A 20,997-nucleotide genomic window follows, 5' to 3' on the forward strand; every position below is an offset into this window, starting at 1 on the left:
TTTGGAATGGCTTGAATTCAGCGCAAATGAGAAACCCGCCTTGCGGCGGGTTCCATGTGTTCATTCAATCAGATTTCAGGGCAGCCCCGTTCGTTGGCGAAGGTGATGCGATCCGGTCCCCGGCGCGTGAAGCCTTCAACGACGACACGACCAGGCGTGACGCGCACGACCTCGGGATCGCGCAGACCTGCCTCACGGGCGGCGGCGCGGGCTTCGCGTTCGCTGCAGCCGCGCATGCGGGGCGGGCCGCGGCGGTCTGCGTCCCGGTCACGATCGCGGATGACGGGGCGAACGCCGTCGGGGCCGATTCTGAGTTCCATGTCCTGCGCACCTGCGGGGATCGGCGCGGCGAAGGATACCAGGGCGATGCCCATCGCAAGAGCTGTGGTTTTCATAAGCTTGATCATGTTTCCTCCCTCAGCCGAAACCGGCGGAAAGCTCGTTTGTTTGCGGGGAGAGAACGCGGTTGCCGTCCGTTTGTTCCTTGCAGACGCGGTGAGCGGGAGATGTTGAGGCGGGCAAATCCGGCCCGATGGGTGGGCTCAAAAGATAGAAATCATTAACCACGTTCGTTACAATTTTATCGAATTTGCAGAAGTCGTTCGCATTTTCGCCACGTTATGCACAAGATTAAGCGACTGTTAGGTGCTTCGATGGCAGGGGCAAATAATCGAGGCAAGTGAGGGTGCGGTTCTCCGAGCCAATAGCAGCGTGGGGCAGACGATTTGAATTCTACGGTCAAGAAACTCGGCATCAACGCCAGGTCGGGCGTGAAGTGGCTTGCAATTTCCGTGCTTTGCGCCGCAACCGCATCGTGTTCCACGACATCCGAGACCAAGCCTAAGCCCAAGCGCAGCAAGGAATATTTTTCCGAATCCGAATATGGCGTCAAAGCCAGCCCGCGTGTGGCCGATGGCAAGGCCATTCCCAAGGGCGGCGGGCGAGAGCTGATCGGCAATGCCTATACCGTCAAGGGCCGCCGCTATTTCCCGAAGGAAGAGCCGGGTTACAACAAGACCGGCCTTGCTTCCTGGTACGGTTCCGCCTTCCATGGCCGCCTGACCGCCAATGGCGAAGTCTACGACAAAGAACATCTTTCTGCCGCACATCCGACATTTCCCCTGCCGAGCTACGCGCGCATCACCAACATGGAAAATGGCGCTTCGGTTCTGGTGCGCGTCAACGATCGCGGACCGTTCCACGAAGGCCGCCTGATCGACGTTTCCAGCAAAACGGCCGATCTTCTCGACATGAAGGCCACCGGCACGGCCAATGTGCGGGTGCAATATGCCGGTCGCGCACCGCTCGATGGTCACGACATGCCTTATCTGATGGCATCCTATATTCCGAAGGGTTCGCGTTCGCCGGGTGTAGCACCCGAAGGGCAGATCGCGACGGGCGTGATGGTGGCTTCGGCCTCGCCGAATTTCGTTCCGGCTCCTGCGTCCAACCCGAATTATGGTGGCTCCGCACAGACGGCGCTCGTCGGTTCCAAGAAGAATGCGGCGCTTCAGGCCATGCCGCTGGTCAACGGCCCGGCGCCGGCTTTCGAGCAGTTCGCGATCCTGCCGGAAATCGGTCCTATCCTGGCGGAGCGCCCGGAAGGCAATTTCATGCGTGAGCCGGCGGCGCCTGGCGGCAATTATCTGCGCGTGCCGACGCCTTCCTCCAAATTTGCCGCGGCCTATTCCGAAGAATCGGCTACGGTCTCCAGGACCGCGAGCGCCTTCGATAGCGTTCTCGTCGACCGTGGCGCGCTCAACGAGCAATCGATACTCGCCCATGTGAAGCGTCAGCAGGCGAAGTCGCGCTGACGGGTTGAAGGATACGGCTGGCCTCTCGCCTTTATCGCGGGCAGCCGGTTACGGCAGGCAGGACTGGGCGGTTTCATGCGCAAGGCCATTCATCGCTCCTATTGTTCGGTCGCCGTAGCGGCAGCGTTTGCGTTTTTCAGTGCAGGCCCGGTGCAATCGCAGACCGGCCCCTTCATCGCAAAGGCTGAACAGGCTTACATGATCGATGCCGAAACCGGCACGGTGCTTCTTTCGCAAAACGAGAATCAACCTTTTCCGCCCGCGTCGCTTGCCAAGCTGATGACGGTGGAAGTGGTGCTGGATGCGTTGTCAAAGGGGCAGGTGACGGCAGAGACGGCTTATCCGGTCTCCGAATATGCCTGGCGCACGGGCGGCGCGCCCTCGCGCACCTCGACCATGTTCGCGGCGCTGAAATCCTCCGTCAGCATCAACGATCTTTTGACCGGCATCATTGTGCAGAACGCCAATGACGGCTGCATCGTCGTTGCCGAAGGCATGGCGGGTTCGGATGCCGCTTTCGCCAAGCGCATGACGGCGCGGGCGGGCGAACTGGGCATGAGCAGCAGCACCTTCACCAATTCGACCGGGCTTCCCGACCCCGGCAACCGGACGACCGCGAGGGACATGGTGCGTCTCGCGCAGCATCTGCGCGATACCTATCCGGAGCGTTACGGGCTTTTCACCAAACCGGATTTCGAATGGAACCGGATTTTCCAGCGCAACAAGAATACGCTGCTGATGCCCGGCAGCGGTATCGACGGTCTCGGTCTCGGTTTTGCGGAAGGCAGCGGTTTTGCCGCTGTCGTTTCGGCCGAGCGGGACGGCCGCCGGGTCTATCTGGCGCTTGCCGGCATCGTGGACGACAAGACGCGGCAGGAGGAGGCCCGCCGGGTGGTGGACTGGGGCCTGACCGCCTTTGAAAAACGCCATCTCTTCAGCAAGGACGAAGCCGTCGGGTCTGTCAGCGTTTATGGCGGCGATGTTTCGCATATCGATCTTTCGCCGAAGGAAGATGTCAGCGTGCTTGTACCGGTCAATAATCCGGATCGTATTTCCGGCCGCATCGTCTATCGCTGGCCCCTGAATGCACCGCTGGACGTCGGGGCGAATGCCGGAACGCTTAAGATTTTTTCGGGCGAGCGCCTGTTGCGGGAAGTACCGCTTTATACGAAGGCGGCAGTCGGCAAGGGGTCGCTCACCCAGAATGCGACAGGCGCGCTGAAGGAACTGCTGCTGTTCTGGCTCTGAAAGCCTGTTCCACGGCAGCCTTGTTCCTATGCTTTTGTTCAGCCACCGGATTTTCTGAAAAGCGCTTCACACTTTTCCGTTCGATGCTGTAAACAGGCATTTCAACATTGACGTGAATTCCTCGCAGGACGTGACATTGGCCGAAAAGACCGGATTGTTCATCAGCTTCGAAGGCGGCGAAGGCGCCGGCAAGTCGACGCAGATTCGCACGCTTGCCGAGGCGCTTCTCGGCCGTGGTTTCGAGGTGGTCGTGACGCGTGAGCCGGGCGGCTCTCCGGGTGCGGAGGCCGTTCGGCATGTTCTGCTCTCGGGTGCTGCCGAATCCTTTGGGGTGCGCATGGAAGCGATCCTGTTTGCGGCGGCGCGCAACGACCATGTCGAAGAGGTCATTCGCCCGGCGCTCGCTCGCGGTGAGATCGTGCTCTGCGACCGGTTCCTCGATTCGTCCCGCGTCTATCAGGGCACGACCGGCAATCTGGAGCCGGATTTCATCGAGACGTTGCAACGCATCGCGATTGACGGTGTCGTGCCGGAACTGACGTTGATTTTCGATATTGCCGCCGAAAAGGGCCTCGCCCGCGCCAGAAAGCGTGCGGATGAAGGCGCTGCGCCGGACCGGTTCGAAAAAGAGGAAATCGAGACCCACGAGAAGCGGCGTGAGGCCTATCTCGACATCGCGCTCGCCGAGCCGCGTCGTTGCCGGATCGTCAACGCCGACCAGCCGGAAGAAAAAGTGGCGGAGGATGTCATGTCCTTTGTCGAACCCTTGCTCGAACAGCTGAAAACAGCAGCGGGCGCGGCGCATGAGTGAGGTCCAGGGCGTTCTCGACGGTGCGATTGCGCCGCAGCAGAACACGAGGCTTTTCGGGCATGAGGAAGCGGAAGCCTTCCTCGCGCAGTCCTATCGCTCCGGCAAGGGCCATCATGCCATTCTGATCGAAGGGCCGGAGGGGATTGGCAAGGCGACGCTTGCCTTCCGTTTCGCCAATCACGTGCTCAACCATCCCGATCCCTCGCTGGCGCCGGATTTTCTCGCCGATCCCGATCCGCAATCTCTCGTCAGCCGGCAGATCACGGCGGGCGCTTCGCATAATCTGCTGCATCTGACCCGTCCTGTAGATGAAAAGACCGGCCGCGTGAAATCCGCCATTACGGTGGACGAGGTGCGGCGGGCAGGGCACTTCTTTTCGCAGACCTCCGGCACCAGCAACTGGCGTATCGTCATCATCGATCCCGCCGACGATCTCAATCGCAACGCCGCGAATGCGATCCTCAAAATACTGGAGGAGCCGCCGAAACGGGCGATGTTCCTCGTTCTCTCCCATGCGCCGGGAAAATTGCTGCCGACCATCCGTTCGCGCTGCATGCCGTTGAGGCTCCTGCCGCTTTCCGATGCGGCCATGGTGCAGTCCCTCGATCATCTCGGCATCAGCCCGGAAGGCGAAAAGCGCGACGCCCTGCTTGCCGCCTCCAAGGGCAGCGTGGCGCAGGCGTTGAAGCTGATGAATTACGGCGGCTCCGACATTGTCGAGGTCTTTGCGCAGGTCATGGCTTCCGAAGGGCCCGGCGTGCGCAAGCAGATGCACAAGCTTGCCGAGGTTCTGGCACAGAAGGACGGCGACATCGTTCTCGGCTTCTTCATGGAGCATGTGACGGAAGAGCTCATGAAGCGCGCAAGGGCGGCGGCGATGGCGGGCGATATAGCGGCGGCGGAAAAACATGCACGGCTTTCCTCGACGCTCTCCGAACGCATTACTGTGGCGCAGGCCTATAATCTCGACAAGAAGCAGATGGTGCTTTCCATTCTGGAGGATATTCGCGGCGTTTGAAGACGAGGGATCGTACGGAATGTACGATTCGACGGTGCATAAATTCTGTTCCGTCATGCCGGACTGGATCCGGCATCCAGCCACGGCGCGTCCGCGCCGTGAAGAGAGTCTTTTGCGATCAAGGACTTGATCGCCCTGGACCTCGGATCCAGTCCGGGGTGACGGAATGCGGAGCCAAGCGCTCGCCAAATCCGCTTTGTCTGCAAGCGGTCGTACAAAACTTACGCTCTGCCTTTCGCTGCTGCGAACAATGGTTTAAGAGCGGTCTATCAAAAAAACAGCCTGTAAAGTCGATAGACCGTCATGACAGACAAGACACCATTCTACATCACCACCGCGATCTCCTATCCTAACGGCAAGCCGCATATCGGCCATGCCTATGAGTTGATTGCGACGGACGCCATGGCACGCTTTCAGCGCCTGGATGGAATGGATGTGTTCTTCCTGACGGGCACCGATGAACACGGCCAGAAGATGCAGCAGACGGCGCGGGCGGAAGGCATTTCGCCGGAAGAACTGGCTGCGCGCAATTCCGACCAGTTCCGCGCGATGGGTAAGCTGCTCAACGCCTCGAACGACGATTTCATCCGCACCACGGAAGAGCGTCACCACGAGACCTCGCGCAATATCTGGAACCTGATGGCCGACAGCGGCGACATCTACAAGGACAGCTATGCCGGCTGGTATTCCGTGCGCGACGAGGCCTATTACGCCGAGGACGAGACGGAAGTGCGCGCTGACGGCGTTCGTTACGGGCCGCAGGGCACGCCGGTCGAATGGGTGGAGGAGGAAAGCTACTTCTTCAAGCTCTCCGAATATCAGGACAAGCTGCTGAAGCTCTATCAGGAGAACCCGGAGTTCATCGGCCCGGCAGAACGCCGCAACGAAATCATCTCCTTCGTCAAATCCGGCCTCAAGGACCTGTCGATTTCGCGCACCACCTTCGACTGGGGCATCAAGGTTCCGAACGATCCGAAACACGTCATGTATGTCTGGGTCGATGCGCTGACCAACTACATAACCGCGACTGGTTACATCGAGGATAAAAACGGCCCGCGTGCGAAATATTGGCCGGCCGACGTGCATATCATCGGCAAGGACATTATCCGCTTCCACGCGGTCTATTGGCCGGCTTTCCTGATGAGCGCGAAGCTGCCGCTGCCCAAGCGGGTCTATGCGCATGGCTTCCTGCTCAACAAGGGCGAGAAGATGTCGAAGTCGCTCGGCAATGTCGTCGATCCGGCCAATCTGGTGAACCATTTCGGTCTCGATCAGGTCCGTTATTTCTTCCTGCGCGAAGTCTCCTTCGGCCAGGACGGCAGCTATAGCGAAGAGGGCATCGCCACCCGCATCAATGCCGATCTTGCCAATGGTATCGGCAATCTCGCCAGCCGTTCGCTGTCGATGATCGTCAAGAATTGCGACGGCCAGATTCCGACGCCCGGTGAGTTCACCGAAGAAGACAAGGCGATGCTGGCTTCCGCCGATGGGCTGCTGGCGCTCTGCCGCGAGGAAATGGGCAAGCAGCTCATCCACCGCGCGCTTGCGGCCATCATCGCCGTCGTCTCGGAGACCGACCGCTATTTTGCCTCTCAGGAGCCGTGGGCACTGAAGAAGACCGATCCCGAGCGCATGGGCACCGTGCTTTACGTCACGGCAGAAGTGGTGCGCCAGATCGGCATTCTTCTGCAGCCGTTCATGCCGGAATCCTGCGAGAAGCTGCTGGATCTCGTTGCTGCCCCTGCCGACAAACGTGATTTTGCAGCACTCGGCAAAGCGGGCCGTCTGGTTCCGGGCACGCCGCTGGAAGCACCGAAGCCGGTCTTCCCGCGTTACGTCGCACCGGAAGCGTGAAGGCCAGACCCATGCTGATCGATACACATTGCCATCTGGATTTTCCCGATTTCGAGGCTGAGCGCGACGATATCATCGCCCGCGCCCATGCTTCTGGTGTGAGCCAGATGGTGACGATCTCGACCCGGGTGCGCCGGCTGCCCGAACTCTTGAAGATCACGGAAAAATATCCGTCGGTCTTCTGTTCGGTTGGCACGCATCCGAACAATGCCGATGAGGAACTGGATATTTCCGCCGATGAGCTCGTGCGGCTGGCGGAGAGCCGTGACAAGATCGTGGCAATCGGCGAGGCGGGTCTGGATTATTTCTACGATACGCAGAAGCCGGAAGACCAGAAGACCGGCCTCATTCGCCACATCGAGGCCGCAAGACGAACGAAGCTTCCGCTTGTCATCCACAGCCGTAGCGCCGATGACGATATGGCCGCTATTTTGCGCGCCGAAAGCGACAAGGGACCATTCCCCTTCATTCTCCACTGCTTTTCCGCTGGTCCCGAGCTGGCGAAAACCGGTGTCGAGCTTGGCGGTTATGTGTCCTTTTCCGGCATTCTGACCTTCCCGAAATCGCAGGACATCCGCGATATCGCCGCCACCGTGCCGCTGGACCGGCTGCTGGTGGAAACGGATGCGCCCTATCTTGCGCCGAAGCGCTGGCGGGGAAAGCGCAACGAGCCGTCCTACGTGGTCAATACCGCTGAGGTTCTGGCCGAGGTGCATGGCATTTCCTATGAGCGCATGGCCGAAATCACCACCGAAAACGCCTTCCGCTGCTTTTCCAAGATGACAAGGGTGTAGGTGTGGCAATCTACCGTCGTCGCTTTACGGTTCTCGGTTGCGCGTCGTCGCCCGGCGTGCCGCGCATCAACGGCGACTGGGGCGCCTGCGATCCCGAAAACCCGAAGAACCGACGCACGCGAACGGCCTTCATGGTTGAGCAGATCGGCCCGGATGGCGGCAGGACGACTGTCGTCATAGACACCGGTCCGGATTTTCGCGAACAGATGATCGCGGCCAAGGTGGAGGCGGTGGATGCGGTGCTTTACACCCACGCTCATGCCGACCATCTGCACGGTATCGACGATCTGCGCATCTATTTCGCCCTTCAGCAAAACCGCATTCCGATCTATGCCGATCCCATTACCATGGCGCGGATAAAGGACGGTTTCGCCTATTGCCTGGAGACCCCGCCGGGCAGCAGCTATCCGCCCATCGTCGAACCGCGGATCATCGCCGATATCGACGCGGCGCTGGTCATCGATGGGGCAGGCGGGCCGATCCCGTTCAACGTGCACATGCAGCAGCATGGCGATGTGCATTCGCTGGGCTTCCGCATTGGTGACGTCGCCTATTGCACCGATGTCAGCGATTTTCCGGCAGAAAGCCTGCCGAAGCTTGCCGGTCTCGATGTCCTCGTCATCGACGCGCTGCAGCACCGTTATCACCCCAGCCATCTTTCACTGGAACAGGCGCTTGGCTGGATCGAGAGATTCGCACCCAAAAGGGCGATCTTGACCCACATGCATATTCCGCTCGATTATGAGACGGTGATGCGGGAAACGCCTGATCATGTCGAACCGGCCTATGACCAGATGCGTTTCGAGATCGAGATCGAAGCAGCCTGACGCCGCCTGAAAAGGAACAGCATGTCGACCAAGCCTTTCCGTGCACCCAGTATGGCGAGCTTCTTCGACAATCTGCGCGCCAGTCGGCTGCGCGCGATGTTTCGGCGGGGCGAGCTGGGACTGGTGCTCCTTGCCGTCTTCATCGGCATTGCGGCAGGCCTTCTGGTGGCGCTGATCGGCGCCTTGAGCACGGCGTTGCATCTGCTGGTTTTCGGCGTCGAGCGGCTGAGCAGCAGCGATCTTTCCGGACGGATCGTGCTTGTCGGCCCGATCATCGGCGGCATCGTGCTCGGGCTGATCATCTTCATCCTTTCGAAGACCCGCAAGAAACCCATGGTCGACCCCATCGAGGCGAATGCGCTGCATGGCGGCCGGCTGTCGCTGACGGACAGCATCATCGTCTGCGTGCAGAATATCGTCTCCAACGGTTTTGGCGCGTCCGTTGGGCTGGAGGCCGGTTACACCCAGATCGCCAGCGGCGTCGCCTCGAAGATCGGCATCAAGCTGAAGCTGCGGCGAGGGGACATGCGTATCCTTGTCGGCTGCGGCGCTGCGGGCGCGATTGCTGCTGCCTTCAATGCGCCTCTGACCGGGGCGTTCTACGCCATCGAACTCATCATCGGCACCTATACCGTGGTGACGCTTGCGCCGCTCATCGTCTCGGCACTGGTGGCGACGACGGTCATAGGGATTATCGGCGGCCATGGTATCTCGATCGATATTGTCGATGCCAGCCGTGTAACACCGGCGGATTATGTGCCCGCCGTCTTTCTCGGCGTCGTGTGTGCGGCCATCGGCATCGTGCTGATGCAGGCGGTGTCCTTCATCGAAGAAACCGCACGCAAAAGCGCCATTCCGGGCTGGCTGCGTCCTGCCATCGGCGGCGTGGCGGTGGGCGGGCTCGCGCTGATTTCACCGCAGGTGCTGTCGAGCGGCCATGGGGCGCTGCATCTCAATATCGATGCGGAACTGACGATATACGGGGTGGCCGGGCTGTTCCTGCTGAAGGCGGCGGCGAGCGCCATTTCCATCGGTTCGAATTTCCGTGGCGGCCTGTTTTTCGCGTCGCTGTTCATGGGCTCGCTGCTGGGCAAGATTTTCGCGCTCTGCGCACCCTATATCGGCTATGGCTCGACGGCGCCCATCGTCTATGCCGTGATCGGCATGAGCGCCTTTGCCGCAGCCATCATCGGCGGTCCGCTGACGATGACGTTTCTGGCGCTGGAACTGACAGGCGACTTCCAGATCACGGCGCTGGTGCTTGCCGCCGTCATCACCACTTCGCTGGTGGTGCGCACGACCTTCGGTTACTCCTTCGCCACCTGGCGTTTTCACCTGCGGGGCGAGAGCATTCGCAGCGCCCATGATATTGGCTGGATCCGCGACCTGACGGTCGGCAGGATGATGCGCGCCGATATCCGCAAGGCCAATGTCAGCATGGGCCTCCCGGCCTTCAAGGAGAAGTTCCCGCTCGGTTCGACGCAACGGGTAATCATGACCCATGATGACGGGCGTTATGCGGGCATCGTCCTCGTGCCGGAAATTTACGCGGACCCGATGGATCGCGACCCCAGCAAGATCAGCCTCGAAACCTATCTGCAATACAAGAACGATGTGCTGCTGCCGACCATGAATGCCCGCCAGGCGGCGGCAGCCTTCGATGCGGCGGAGAGCGAAGCGCTGGTTGTCGTCAATGACAAGATCGAAAATCGGCCTGTCGGATTGCTTACCGAAAGCCATACGCTGAGGCGCTATAGCGAAGAACTGGACTTAAGACGCCGGGAGGCATCAGGTGAGTTTTGATGTTACATTAGATTGTCAGTTTTAATTATTGATATAATTATTTTTTTTATATCTAAATTCACCTCAGTTATTTGCGGAAAAGAGTTTTGTCCACGCAAACACGCCTCGGCTAAATCCCTGTGACAAGCACGGAAACGAGGGTCGAGGGCTGGCTCCGGCCCGGGGAGCCAATTTGTCGCGTATGGGCGCAGAAAAAGCTGCCCCAATGTCCAGTCTTCACCCATCGCCTGACATCGCCTGCACATGCGACCCCAAACGACATTTCCCGTCACCCTGTCATTTTCTCGAGCCCCGCTTGACAAAAAAACATTCGCCATAATAAATAGACTGACTACTTAATTAATGAAATGAATGGCTGAGATGAGCCGGGCAGGCGAGGTGTGAGGATCGTTCATACGCGTCCGCTTCGGGAACCTGTGCGGCCGGATATTTACCGCCTTCATCCTTACCGGCAGCGCCGGGAGCCGATGAAACTTGGAGAGTGCGATGCCTTCAGACAGCAGCACGGTTGAGACGATGCCTCTTGCGATGTCCTGTGGTGAACTCGAAACGGTTTCGGGGGCCGGGTTTCGCGGGCTTAGTCTTCCGCGTCGTCGTGCGCCGCTTTATGGCGTCATCCTTGCCGGAGGCCTGTCGCTTTTCGGCAATGCGGTGGCGGCCGCTGCGTTGCCGTGGATCGTGCTGTCCCTGACCGGCAATGCCGCCTGGACGGGAATAGCGGCGGCGGCGGGCATGATACCGCTGGTTATCGGCGCTTTCTGCGGCGGCCCCATCGTCGACCGTTTCGGTTCGCGCATCGTTGCGGTTACCGCCGATCTTGCCAGCGCCCTGAGTGTCGCCGCCATTCCCTTTCTCATGATGGCGGGGCAGATGGATATCGGCTTTCTGCTCGGCCTGATCGTGGTCGGGGCGCTGCTCGACGGCCCGGGCATGATCGCCCATGATGCAAGGGTGCCGGAACTTGCCCGCATCGCCCGGATGCCGATCGAGCGGGTCACCTCGATAGATGAATTGCTCGAAAATGCGGCGATGATTTTCGGCCCGCCGGTCGCGGGCATCGCCATTGCCGCTTTCGGGATGGAATATGCCTTGATGATCACGGCGGCCTGTTCGCTGCTCGCCGCCATGATCGGCGCGATCTGTTTGCCGCGTCATAGGCGCAAGTCCGCCGGTGCGGAGAGCGGCGATGCGACATTTGCGGGTCTGCGCTTTCTGCTGACGGAGCCGCTTCTGCGTCTTCTGCTTATCGTCGCCATGGTGATGCTGGCGGTTTTCGGGGCGCTCAACGCCGTTGTCCTGCCGGTGCTGTTCAAGGCCAGCGGCGCGGATGTCCTCGATCTCGGGCTGTTTCTTTCGGTCTCCGGGGCAGGGGCGGCTTTGTCGGCGGTGGTTTTCGCCATTCGCGGTCATTCCTGGAACGGACGGGCCGTGCTGCTCGCCGGCATATCAGGCGCGACGTTTTCCATCGGTCTCATCGCTTTCCTTCAGAGCGGTCCCTTGCTGCTCATCGCGGCCGCCATGATCGGCCTTTCCACCGGGGCGCTCGGCCCGCTCGCCAATGCGATGTTTCTGAAGCGCGCGCCGGCCGCGATCCGCGGCAGCGTGCTTGGAACCACGGCGGCGATTGCGATGATGGCGACCCCTCTTGCCGTGCTGATCGCCGGTTTCGGCCTCGAAGCCGCCGGCGCCGCCTGGTTCTTGTGGGGGCTCAGCGCCACGCTCTGCCTGCTGCTGCTCTGGGTTTTACTCAGCCCGGCCGCACGCGCACTGGCGAAATCGCCACCATGAGCGGGCGGCCACCTGTTCCTTCGAGATGCAATCAAGCCACCCGTGCGCCGCAGCTTTTGCCGCACCCGATGTTCAAATCCGGACCCGTCCTGCCATGAACGAGCTGAATTCCTCTTTCCCAAATCCCCAGCCTGCAAACCCTCGACCACTACCCGGCGAAACGACAGGACGACGGCCTTCCAGACGCCTGCTCTGGTGGGCGCTGCTCGCCATTGGACTTGCGGGCGGCGTTGTCTGGATGATGCTGCCGGTTGAGGAGGCGCCCGCAGAGGCGCAGACCGTGGCGCCCGTCAAGGTGCGGCCGCATGTGTCCGTCGTCACCTCAGCGCCTTATGGTTTCAACGCCGGTCAGGATGTTGCCGGCCTTCTCGCCGCCCGCAACGATATTTCCATCGGTACGGCCGTGACCGGCCAGCGCATCGTCGAGGTTTTCGTCGATGTCGGCGACACGGTTGCGGCCGGGCAACTGCTGGCGCGGCTGGAAAGCAAGACACTCGCGGCCCAGGTCGAACAGACGGAGGCGACCGTCGCCCGCGCCCGTGCCACACTCGCCGAGGCCGAGGCGGCGGAGATAGAGGCGAGCGAGAATCTGCGCCGCGCCGAAGGGCTTTCCGGCTCCAGCGTCAGCAAGGAACAGCTTGGCCAGCGCCGCGCCGCAGCGGCCATGGCGCAGGCAAAGATAGAGGGCGCCCGTGCCGAACTGGCGGGCGCGCAGGCGCAATTGACCCAGCACCGTCTCGAACTGGAGCGGACCGAGATCCTTTCGCCGAAACCCGGCCTCATCACGAAGCGCCATGCCCGTATCGGCGCGATGCCGGACAGCACGGAGCCGCTGTTTCGCCTGTTGCAGGATGGCGAACTGGAATTTCTGGCCGAAGCGCCGGAACGGGTGCTGCCGTCGCTGCAGACCGGTCAATCCGTAGCGATCGCGGTCAATGGCGTCGGCCGGGCCATTCAGGGGACCATCCGTGTCGTCGAACCGGCGGTTAATACCCAGAACCGTCTCGGCATCGTGCGCATCGCCGTTCAACCGGCCGCCGATCTGAGGGCAGGCGCCTTCGCGCGCGGCAAGGTCGATCTCGGCGAGCGCCGTTTTCTCGTTTCTGTTCCCGAAGCCGCGCTGCGGCTGCGCCGCGAAGGTGCGGCCCAGCTTGTGGTGGTCGATGGTGAGAACAGGGTGGCGCGCCGCGCCGTTCGTGTGGGGCAGGCGCAAAACGGCATCGTTGAAATCCTCGAAGGGTTGAGCGCGGGCGAGCGCGTCGTGGAAAGCGCCAGCGCCTTCCTGCGCGACGGCGATGAGATCGTCGGCGTCAGCGAAGTCGCGCAGAAGGAGGCGGATAGCCGATGACCAATATTTCCTCATGGGCCATCCGCCGCCCCATTCCCACCATCGTCCTGTTCCTGCTTTTGACGCTTATCGGCATCCAGTCCTTCATGAAGCTGCCGGTCAACGCCAATCCGCGCGTCGATTTTCCGATTGTCACGGTTTCCGTCGTTCAGGCGGGCGCGGCCCCGGCGGAGCTTGAAACGCAGGTAACGCGGCGTGTCGAAGGTGCGATTTCGGGTCTTGCCGGCATAAGACACATACAGTCGACTATCGGCGACGGACTTTCCACCACGACGGTCGAGTTCCAGCTCGGCATCGATACGGCTCGCGCCACCAACGATGTGCGCCAGGCCGTTTCGCAGATACGCTCCGAAATGCCGCGCGATATCGAGGAACCGATTATCGCCAGCGTCGATGTCGAGGGTGGGGCGATCCTCTATTTCGCGGTTCGCGCCCCGCAAATGTCGCCCGTCGATCTCTCCTGGTTCGTCGACGAGACCATCGGCCGCGAATTGCTGACGACCAAGGGTGTGCAGCGGGTGCAGCGCATCGGCGGCGTCAGCCGGGAAATCACCGTCCAGCTCGATCCGGACCAGCTGATCGCCTTCGGCATCAATGCCGAGGATATCAACAATCAGGTTCAGGCCTTCAACACCAATGTGCCCGGCGGCAGAAGCCGGCTCAACGAGAAGGAACAGTCGATCCGCGCGGTTGGCGGCGCGATTACCGCCGGCGAGCTGGCGGAACGGCCGATCAGCCTGCCGAACGGTCAATGGACGACGCTCGCCACGCTCGGCAAGGTGGCGGATGGCGCGGCCGAACCGCGAGAACTGTCGCGCCTCGATGGCGAACCGGTGGTCGGCTTTTCGGTGTTCCGCGCCAAGGGGTCGAGCGACACGGCGGTTGAAGACGCCGTCAATGCCACGATTGCGCGGTTGGTCGACATCTATCCGGGTGTCGAGATCGACCGGGTGCTCTCGACCGTCGACTATACCCGGGCGAGCTATCAGGTCGCCATGGAGACGCTGATCGAAGGTGCTGCGCTGACCGTCGTTGTCGTCTTCCTCTTCCTGCGCGACTGGCGGGCGACGTTGATCGCGGCCGTCGCCATGCCGTTTTCGATCCTGCCCACCTTCGCGGTGATGTTGTGGTTCGATTTCACCCTCAACAGCATCACCCTTCTGGCGCTGACGCTGGTGATCGGCATTCTCGTGGATGACGCCATTGTCGAGGTGGAGAATATCGACCGGCATCTGCATATGGGCAAGCGCCCGTTTCAGGCGTCTATCGATGCGGCGGACCAGATCGGTTTTGCGGTTCTCGCCATCACCGCCACTATCGTCGCGGTGTTCCTGCCGGTCAGCTTCATCGGCGGCGTCATCGGCCAATATTTCAAGCAGTTCGGACTGACCGTCTCCGTCGCCGTGCTTGCCAGCATGCTGGTGGCGCGTCTCGTGACGCCGTTGATGGCCGCCTATATTCTCGTGCCGAAGGGGGTGAAGCATGAAGATCACGGCGCGCCGAAATCCCGTATGGGTCGGAGTTATGTGGCGCTTCTGGAGCTTGCGCTTCGCCATCGGCTGAAAACCTGCGGCATCGGCGCTCTGGTGCTCGTCGGCTCCTTCCTGCTGGTGCCGCTTCTGCCCTCGGGCTTTCTGCCGAGCGATGATCGCAGCCTGTCGCGTATTTTGATCGAGCTGCCGCCGGATTCGACGCTGCGCGATACCGACAATGCCGTGCAGTCCGTTACCACGGCGCTCCGGGAAAGGCCGGAAGTCAAAAGCGTCTTCGCTTCCATCGGCAGGACGGATGACGGCCCCGATGTCGCGCGCGCCTCGCTGCTGGTCACTCTCGTGCCGGCTTCGGAGCGTACGCTTTCCCAACGTCAGTTCGAGCTCGGCGCCGCAAGCCTCATCGCCCGCACACCCAATATCCGCTTCGCCTTCCAGAATGAAAATGCGGCGCGCGATATTTCCATCATCCTCGTGGGTGATGAGCCGGAGAAGCTCGCCGCTGCGGCTCTTGCCGTGGAAACCGGCATGCGCGGCATCGAGGGCATCGCCAATGTGCAGACCACTGAACCCCTGCCGCGGGCGGAATTGCAGATCCGGCCGCGCTTTGACGAGGCGGCCCGGCTCGGCGTTTCCACGCAATCCATCGCCGCCGTCACGCGTGTCGCCACGACGGGCGATACGGACGCCAATTCCGCCAAGTTCAACATCGGCGACCGGCAGGTGCCGATCCGTGTCATGATCGACCGGGGGGCGCAGAGCAATCTCGATACGCTCGGCATGCTCCGGGTGTCGGTGGCAAATGGCAGCCTGCCGCTGATGTCGGTCGCCGATCTTTCGGTTTCGGAGGGGCCGGGGCAGCTCAACCGCTTCGACCGCCAGCGCCGGGTGACCGTCAGCGCCGATCTCGCAGGCATTCCGCTTGGCGTCGCGCTGGAGCGTATCAATGCGCTCGAAGCCGTGGCCTCGCTTCCGGCCGGCGTGCGGCAGGTGCAATATGGCGATGCCGAATATATCGGCGAGATGTTCCAGAGCTTCAGTGCCGCCATGCTGTTCGGCCTGATGATGGTTCTGGCCGTGCTGATCGTTCTCTTCAAGGATTTTCTGCAGCCGATCACCATCCTCGTGGCACTGCCGCTTTCGGTGGGGGGCGCGATCGTCGGCCTGCTGCTTTATGGCGGCGCGCTCGATCTGCCGGCGGTTATCGGCCTGCTGATGCTGATGGGTATCGTCACCAAGAACTCCATTCTGCTGGTGGAATTCGCCATCGAGAAGCGCAATGGCGGGCTGAGCCGCCAACGGGCGCTGGTGGAGTCCGGCGTCGAGCGCGCCCGTCCGATCATGATGACCACGCTTGCCATGGTTGCCGGCATGATGCCGGCGGCGCTGGGGGTGGGGGCGGATGCCGGTTTCCGCGCGCCCATGGCGATTGCCGTGATCGGCGGCCTGATTACATCCACCCTGCTGAGCCTCGTTTTCGTGCCCGTGGTCTTCACCTATATGGACGATCTGCGCGGCTGGCTCGGCCGCAGGTTGCAGAATCTCACTTCCGTGACCGCCGCAGACCGGGCAGGGGCGGAGCGTCAGATAGCCGCCGGCGAGGCCGCAACGGTGCAGGGGCAGGGATGATGGCGGATTATCCGGTCTCAGGCCTGAAGACGCCCGCCATGCACGAGCATATCGCCGCCGCCGTCGGGCGATCCGAGGGTTTCCTCTCTGGTCCAGTTTTTCTCGATACCGGATCGGAAAACGTCATCGCGCTCGAGGTGCAATATCACCTGCCGTTCTACAGGACGGCCCTGTTCGACCGGCTGGACGTGGCGATGCCGAAGCTGCTGGCGGAAGCGGTTCCCAAGCGGCAGGCCGAGTTTCTCGCGGGCCGTTTTCTGGGGCAGGCGGCGCTCGCGCTTTTCGGGCATGACCCTCAGCCGATCGGCATCGGCAACAAGCGCGAGCCGGTATGGCCTTCAGGCATAAGCGGCTCGATCAGCCATTCCCACGGCATCTGCGTCTGCATGGTAACGCAGGACTGCGATGTGAGGGTCGGTGTCGATATCGAAAAAATCGAGCCGGGAGCGGTAACGGAGGTCATCCTGAAGCGCGCCCTCGAACCGCTGGAGCGCCGGCTGATTGCCGACCGGGAGGAATGTGACGCAGGCATACTGCCTTTTCTGGTGTTTTCCGCCAAGGAGACGCTGTTCAAGGCGCTTTATCCGGTGGTTGGACGCCATTTCGATTTCCAGGCGGCGCGTCTTTTCGAGAAACCCGGCCGCGATGAATTGCGGCTGGAACTGACGCGCCCGCTGCATCGCTCGCTTCCGGCGGGACGCCGTTTTTCCATCCGCTTTTCGGTGACGGGCAGTTTTGTCCGCACCTGGCTTGTTTGTCGTTAAACCCATATTTTCAGGGAGATATTGATGAGTGACAAGGATCTTCGCGTAACGCTCGTGCAGGCCGATCTGGCCTGGGAAAATATCGAGCGGAATTTGCAGCAATTCGACCGGCACCTCGATGGGATCGAGGCGACGGATCTGATCGTCCTGCCGGAGATGTTCACCACGGGTTTCAGCATGAACCCGAAGGCCGTGGCGGAACCCATGGATGGGCAGGCAGTAAACTGGCTGCTGGAGACCGCGCGCCGACATGACGCGGATATCGTCGGCAGCGTGGCGATTGCCGAAGACGGCCGTTATTTCAATCGGCTGATCTGGGCGCGTCCGGACGGCACGCTCATTCATTACGACAAGCGGCATCTGTTCACCTATGCGGGCGAGCACGAGCATTATACGCCGGGGCAGGCGCAGCAGTTGATCGAGCTGAAGGGCTGGAGCATCGCTCCCTTCATCTGCTTCGATCTGCGCTTTCCGGTCTGGTCGCGCAATCGCGGCCAATATGATGCGGCGATCTATATAGCGAGCTGGCCCGCCCGCCGGGCTTCCCACTGGAAAACGCTGCTGCCGGCCCGGGCCATCGAAAACCAGTCCTATGTCATCGGCGTCAACCGCATCGGTATCGATGGCAACGATCTCTCCTATGACGGCGACAGCATGGTCATCGACCCCTTGGGCGAGATATGTTTTCACGCCAATGTGAAGGCAACCGTGCATCAGCAGCGACTCTCCCGCCAATTGCTGGATGAAACGCGGGCAAAACTGCCTTTTCTTCGCGAATGCGAGCGGTTTGAATTGACCGCCTGATACCTCTGCCAGCCGAAAATCCGGCCGGGGCGGGTGCTTCTCCGCCCCCCCTTCGCCTTTTACGGGTAAGGGCGGGTTGACAGGCGGCCGCGATATAATTAATGGACTAAGTGCTCAATTAATTTATGGGAGCAATCATGGCCCGCAAGCTGGATCCAGCCAAGCATGAAGCCAAGCGGCAGCAGATTCTCGAAGCCGCCATTACCTGCTTCGCGCAAAACGGCTTTCACCAGACCACCACGGCGCAGATTTGCGCAGCGGTCGGCATGAGCTCCGGCAATCTCTTCCATTATTTCGATAGCAAGGAAGCGATCATCGAAACGATCGTTGCCGAAGAGCGACGGGAAACCGCCGACTATTTCGCCGAACTCGGCGCGGCGGACGATCAGTTCGGTGCGATTTTGGGTTTCGTCGACGCCTCGCTGGAGCTTGCGACCGATCCGACCTATGCCCGGCTGGTACTGGAAATCGCTTCCGAAGCCATTCGAAATCCAGCCATTCATGCGCTTGTACGCACCGCCGACCAGGAAATTCGCGCAGGCATCGCCGATCTCGTGCGCAAGGGAATGGAGCGGGGACAGATCGACGCCAATCTCGACGCCGAGCGCGCCGCCACCTGGATCGCCGCATTGATAGACGGTGTTTTCTCGCGTCTGGCGGTCGATCCCGATTTCCAGCCCCTGAATGAGGCCGAGATGATGCATCTGATCATCGGCCGATTCCTGTCGGCGCGGCAATATTCCAATGCAGCGGATGAAGCCGGACGATGTCCGACGCCGGCAACGGCTGGGGCATAGGCCCGTACCGAATAGTCCCGGAAAACCGGACTGCGGTCTCAAGGACGGTCGTGTCGCGGCTTTACGACGCGAAGCTGGTTTAAGCGCGTTCAGAGGCAGGGCGAGGGGAATTCCTTCGCCCGGCCTGTCGACCATGACGATATCCGGTACTTGACACACCCAATATATCCATTATTCTGGATATATGGATAACAGTAGTGCAATAACCGCGCTCGGCGCGCTCGCCCAATCTACCCGACTGGAGACCTTCCGGCTTCTCGTGCGCCACGAGCCGGATGGCATTCCGGCCGGTGAGCTTGCGCGTCTTCTTGACGTTCCCCAGAACACGATGTCGGCACATCTCGCCACGCTTTCCCGGGCCGGTCTGGTCAAGAGTGAGCGGCAGAGCCGGTCTATCATCTATCGCGCCGATCTTGACGGGTTGCGTCTGCTGACCCTGTTTCTGCTGAAGGATTGCTGCGGTGGTTCGACCGAGCTTTGCGCGCCTTTGATTGCCGAGCTGACACCCTGCTGCAGCCCGCAGGCAAAGCCGTCTTGAACGCCGCCGGGCTGGTGTCCACCATCTCTTCTGCTTCGATCGCGGGGCTTGCGAGACCACCGATCTAACCACGGAACGAAACCATGACCGACAAGATCTATAACGTGCTCTTTTTGTGCACGGGCAATTCCGCTCGCTCCATTCTTGCCGAATCCATTCTCGCCAAGGAAGGTGAGGGGAGGTTCAATGCCTATTCGGCCGGCAGCCGGCCGAAGGGAGAAGTAAATCCTCACGCCCTGAAGGAACTGGCGGTGCTGGGGTATCCCACCAGCGGGCTCACCTCGAAAAGCTGGGACGTGTTTGCCGGACCTGATGCGCCAGGGATGGATTTCATCTTCACGGTTTGCGACAGCGCCGCCGGCGAAGCCTGTCCGGTCTGGATCGGCCATCCGATGACGGCCCATTGGGGGATAGAGGATCCCGCCGCTGCGGTCGGCTCGGAGATCGAGGTTCAGCGCGCTTTCGCGCAGGCTGCGCGTTTCCTCAAGAACAGGATTGCGGCTTTCGTCAGCCTGCCCCTGCAATCCATCGATCGAATGGCGCTGGAAACGCAGCTTCGGCAGATCGGTGCATTGGATGGAACCACCAATCCTGAAGGAAAGTCGGCCTGATGTCTGCCTTCGAACGATATCTGACCGTCTGGGTGTTTCTGTGCATCGTCGCCGGTGTCGCGCTCGGTCATTTGATGCCCGGCGTCTTTCAGCTCATCGCTACGGCCGAGATCGCCAAAGTGAATATTCCGGTCGCGATCCTGATCTGGCTGATGATCATTCCGATGCTGCTCAAGATCGATTTCCGGTCTCTTTCGCAGGTCGGCATGTTCTGGCGCGGCATTGGCGTGACGTTGTTCATCAACTGGGCCGTCAAGCCGTTCTCGATGGCGCTGCTCGGCTGGTTTTTCATCGGCTGGCTGTTCCGCCCTTATCTTCCGGCTGGTGAGATCGATTCCTATATCGCCGGGTTGATCATTCTTGCCGCTGCTCCATGCACCGCCATGGTCTTCGTCTGGAGCAACCTTACACGCGGCGAGCCGCTGTTTACGCTGTCGCAGGTCGCGCTCAACGATGCGATCATGGTCGTGGCCTTTGCTCCCGTGGTCGGCCTGCTGCTCGGCCTTTCCGCCATTACCGTGCCCTGGGATACGCTTGTTCTCTCCGTTGCGCTCTATATTGTCGTTCCGGTCATCCTTGCGCAGCTGATCAGGCATCGGCTCATGACTGACGGCACCTCACGGATGCTGGATTGCGTTCTCGCAAAGCTGCAGCCGGTTTCTCTCGTGGCGCTGCTCGCGACACTCATTCTTCTCTTTGCCTTCCAGGGCGAGCAAATCATCGCCCAGCCCGCCATCATCGGCCTGCTCGCCATTCCCATCCTCATCCAGGTCTATCTGAATTCGGGGCTTGCCTACCTCCTGAACCGCATGACGGGTGAGCGCCATTGCGTCGCCGGGCCTTCCGCACTCATTGGCGCCAGCAACTTCTTCGAGCTCGCGGTCGCGGCGGCCATCAGCCTGTTCGGCTTTCAGTCAGGTGCTGCGCTGGCAACCGTTGTCGGCGTCCTCATCGAAGTTCCGGTCATGCTTTCGGTCGTCTGGATCGTGAACCGCTCAAAGGGCTGGTATGAGGCCGCACCCGCCGTTTCCCGAACCACAATGACCGAAAGGCAGTGAC

General features: G+C 61.0%; 18 protein-coding genes. 17 read left to right on the forward strand and 1 reads right to left on the reverse strand.

The window, feature by feature from the left end; translation table 11 throughout:
- Positions 1–68: 68 nt before the first annotated feature.
- The gene (locus tag PIB16_RS18020; protein ID WP_080856352.1) at positions 69–407 is read right to left on the reverse strand and encodes a hypothetical protein; all 339 of its coding nucleotides are present in this window, start codon (positions 405–407) and stop codon (positions 69–71) included.
- A 318-nt stretch (positions 408–725) separates the two neighbouring features.
- Here PIB16_RS18020 and PIB16_RS18025 point away from each other — a divergent pair, with 318 nt between their 5' ends.
- The 17 genes from PIB16_RS18025 to arsB all read left to right on the forward strand — a co-directional run bounded on the left by PIB16_RS18025 (position 726) and on the right by arsB (position 20,996).
- Positions 726–1,814, forward strand: a complete 1,089-nt coding sequence (locus tag PIB16_RS18025) for a septal ring lytic transglycosylase RlpA family protein (protein WP_121490272.1) — start codon at positions 726–728, stop codon at positions 1,812–1,814.
- Between the two features lie 75 nt (positions 1,815–1,889).
- On the forward strand, positions 1,890–3,062 hold the full coding sequence (locus tag PIB16_RS18030) for a D-alanyl-D-alanine carboxypeptidase family protein (RefSeq protein ID WP_271046091.1): 1,173 nt from the start codon (positions 1,890–1,892) through the stop codon (positions 3,060–3,062).
- A 136-nt stretch (positions 3,063–3,198) separates the two neighbouring features.
- On the forward strand, positions 3,199–3,873 hold the full coding sequence (gene tmk / locus PIB16_RS18035) for a dTMP kinase (protein ID WP_271046092.1): 675 nt from the start codon (positions 3,199–3,201) through the stop codon (positions 3,871–3,873).
- Positions 3,866–4,891 (forward strand): DNA polymerase III subunit delta', encoded by a 1,026-nt coding sequence (locus tag PIB16_RS18040; RefSeq protein ID WP_271046093.1) that lies wholly within the window; start codon positions 3,866–3,868, stop codon positions 4,889–4,891. Before tmk ends, PIB16_RS18040 begins: the two co-directional genes overlap by 8 nt.
- A gap of 303 nt (positions 4,892–5,194) precedes the next feature.
- Positions 5,195–6,745, forward strand: a complete 1,551-nt coding sequence (gene metG, locus PIB16_RS18045) for a methionine--tRNA ligase (RefSeq protein WP_271046094.1) — start codon at positions 5,195–5,197, stop codon at positions 6,743–6,745.
- A gap of 11 nt (positions 6,746–6,756) precedes the next feature.
- Positions 6,757–7,539 (forward strand): TatD family hydrolase, encoded by a 783-nt coding sequence (locus PIB16_RS18050; protein ID WP_125145702.1) that lies wholly within the window; start codon positions 6,757–6,759, stop codon positions 7,537–7,539.
- A gap of 2 nt (positions 7,540–7,541) precedes the next feature.
- Positions 7,542–8,366, forward strand: a complete 825-nt coding sequence (locus PIB16_RS18055; RefSeq protein ID WP_080856348.1) for an MBL fold metallo-hydrolase — start codon at positions 7,542–7,544, stop codon at positions 8,364–8,366.
- Positions 8,367–8,387: 21 nt separating this feature from the next.
- The gene (locus PIB16_RS18060) at positions 8,388–10,169 is read left to right on the forward strand and encodes a chloride channel protein (protein WP_271046095.1); all 1,782 of its coding nucleotides are present in this window, start codon (positions 8,388–8,390) and stop codon (positions 10,167–10,169) included.
- Between the two features lie 486 nt (positions 10,170–10,655).
- Positions 10,656–11,957 carry an MFS transporter gene (locus tag PIB16_RS18065; RefSeq protein WP_271046096.1) on the forward strand — a complete coding sequence of 434 codons (1,302 nt, stop codon included), beginning with the start codon at positions 10,656–10,658 and terminating at the stop codon, positions 11,955–11,957.
- 94 nt (positions 11,958–12,051) lie between these two features.
- Positions 12,052–13,305 (forward strand): efflux RND transporter periplasmic adaptor subunit, encoded by a 1,254-nt coding sequence (locus tag PIB16_RS18070; protein WP_271046097.1) that lies wholly within the window; start codon positions 12,052–12,054, stop codon positions 13,303–13,305.
- The gene (locus PIB16_RS18075) at positions 13,302–16,424 is read left to right on the forward strand and encodes an efflux RND transporter permease subunit (protein ID WP_271046098.1); all 3,123 of its coding nucleotides are present in this window, start codon (positions 13,302–13,304) and stop codon (positions 16,422–16,424) included. Before PIB16_RS18070 ends, PIB16_RS18075 begins: the two co-directional genes overlap by 4 nt.
- Entirely contained in the window at positions 16,424–17,188 is a 765-nt protein-coding gene (locus tag PIB16_RS18080) for a 4'-phosphopantetheinyl transferase family protein (RefSeq protein ID WP_271046099.1), read from the forward strand. Before PIB16_RS18075 ends, PIB16_RS18080 begins: the two co-directional genes overlap by 1 nt.
- Before the next feature lie 24 nt (positions 17,189–17,212).
- The gene (locus PIB16_RS18085) at positions 17,213–17,992 is read left to right on the forward strand and encodes an amidohydrolase (RefSeq protein WP_271046100.1); all 780 of its coding nucleotides are present in this window, start codon (positions 17,213–17,215) and stop codon (positions 17,990–17,992) included.
- Between the two features lie 137 nt (positions 17,993–18,129).
- On the forward strand, positions 18,130–18,789 hold the full coding sequence (locus PIB16_RS18090) for a TetR/AcrR family transcriptional regulator (RefSeq protein WP_271046101.1): 660 nt from the start codon (positions 18,130–18,132) through the stop codon (positions 18,787–18,789).
- Between the two features lie 184 nt (positions 18,790–18,973).
- Positions 18,974–19,327: an ArsR/SmtB family transcription factor gene (locus tag PIB16_RS18095; protein ID WP_059752994.1), complete on the forward strand. Its 354-nt coding sequence runs from the start codon at positions 18,974–18,976 to the stop codon at positions 19,325–19,327.
- 83 nt (positions 19,328–19,410) lie between these two features.
- Positions 19,411–19,938: an arsenate reductase ArsC gene (locus PIB16_RS18100; protein ID WP_271046102.1), complete on the forward strand. Its 528-nt coding sequence runs from the start codon at positions 19,411–19,413 to the stop codon at positions 19,936–19,938.
- Positions 19,938–20,996 carry an ACR3 family arsenite efflux transporter gene (gene arsB / locus PIB16_RS18105; RefSeq protein WP_271046103.1) on the forward strand — a complete coding sequence of 353 codons (1,059 nt, stop codon included), beginning with the start codon at positions 19,938–19,940 and terminating at the stop codon, positions 20,994–20,996. The genes PIB16_RS18100 and arsB overlap by 1 nt, the downstream gene beginning before the upstream one ends.
- Position 20,997 lies beyond the last annotated feature (1 nt).

It is taken from the genome of Agrobacterium sp. ST15.13.015 (genome assembly GCF_027871645.1).
Taxonomy (GTDB): Bacteria; Pseudomonadota; Alphaproteobacteria; order Rhizobiales; family Rhizobiaceae; genus Agrobacterium; species Agrobacterium leguminum.

Coding starts and splice junctions, on each gene's coding strand:
- PIB16_RS18085 (WP_271046100.1), top strand. CDS start 17,213: ATGAGTGACAAGGATCTTCGCGTAACGCTCGTGCAGGCCGATCTGGCC.
- PIB16_RS18030 (WP_271046091.1), top strand. CDS start 1,890: ATGCGCAAGGCCATTCATCGCTCCTATTGTTCGGTCGCCGTAGCGGCA.
- PIB16_RS18050 (WP_125145702.1), top strand. CDS start 6,757: ATGCTGATCGATACACATTGCCATCTGGATTTTCCCGATTTCGAGGCT.
- PIB16_RS18075 (WP_271046098.1), top strand. CDS start 13,302: ATGACCAATATTTCCTCATGGGCCATCCGCCGCCCCATTCCCACCATC.
- PIB16_RS18100 (WP_271046102.1), top strand. CDS start 19,411: ATGACCGACAAGATCTATAACGTGCTCTTTTTGTGCACGGGCAATTCC.
- PIB16_RS18065 (WP_271046096.1), top strand. CDS start 10,656: ATGCCTTCAGACAGCAGCACGGTTGAGACGATGCCTCTTGCGATGTCC.
- PIB16_RS18060 (WP_271046095.1), top strand. CDS start 8,388: ATGTCGACCAAGCCTTTCCGTGCACCCAGTATGGCGAGCTTCTTCGAC.
- metG (WP_271046094.1), top strand. CDS start 5,195: ATGACAGACAAGACACCATTCTACATCACCACCGCGATCTCCTATCCT.
- PIB16_RS18040 (WP_271046093.1), top strand. CDS start 3,866: ATGAGTGAGGTCCAGGGCGTTCTCGACGGTGCGATTGCGCCGCAGCAG.
- PIB16_RS18070 (WP_271046097.1), top strand. CDS start 12,052: ATGAACGAGCTGAATTCCTCTTTCCCAAATCCCCAGCCTGCAAACCCT.
- PIB16_RS18080 (WP_271046099.1), top strand. CDS start 16,424: ATGGCGGATTATCCGGTCTCAGGCCTGAAGACGCCCGCCATGCACGAG.
- PIB16_RS18020 (WP_080856352.1), bottom strand. CDS start 407: ATGATCAAGCTTATGAAAACCACAGCTCTTGCGATGGGCATCGCCCTG.
- PIB16_RS18090 (WP_271046101.1), top strand. CDS start 18,130: ATGGCCCGCAAGCTGGATCCAGCCAAGCATGAAGCCAAGCGGCAGCAG.
- arsB (WP_271046103.1), top strand. CDS start 19,938: ATGTCTGCCTTCGAACGATATCTGACCGTCTGGGTGTTTCTGTGCATC.
- PIB16_RS18095 (WP_059752994.1), top strand. CDS start 18,974: ATGGATAACAGTAGTGCAATAACCGCGCTCGGCGCGCTCGCCCAATCT.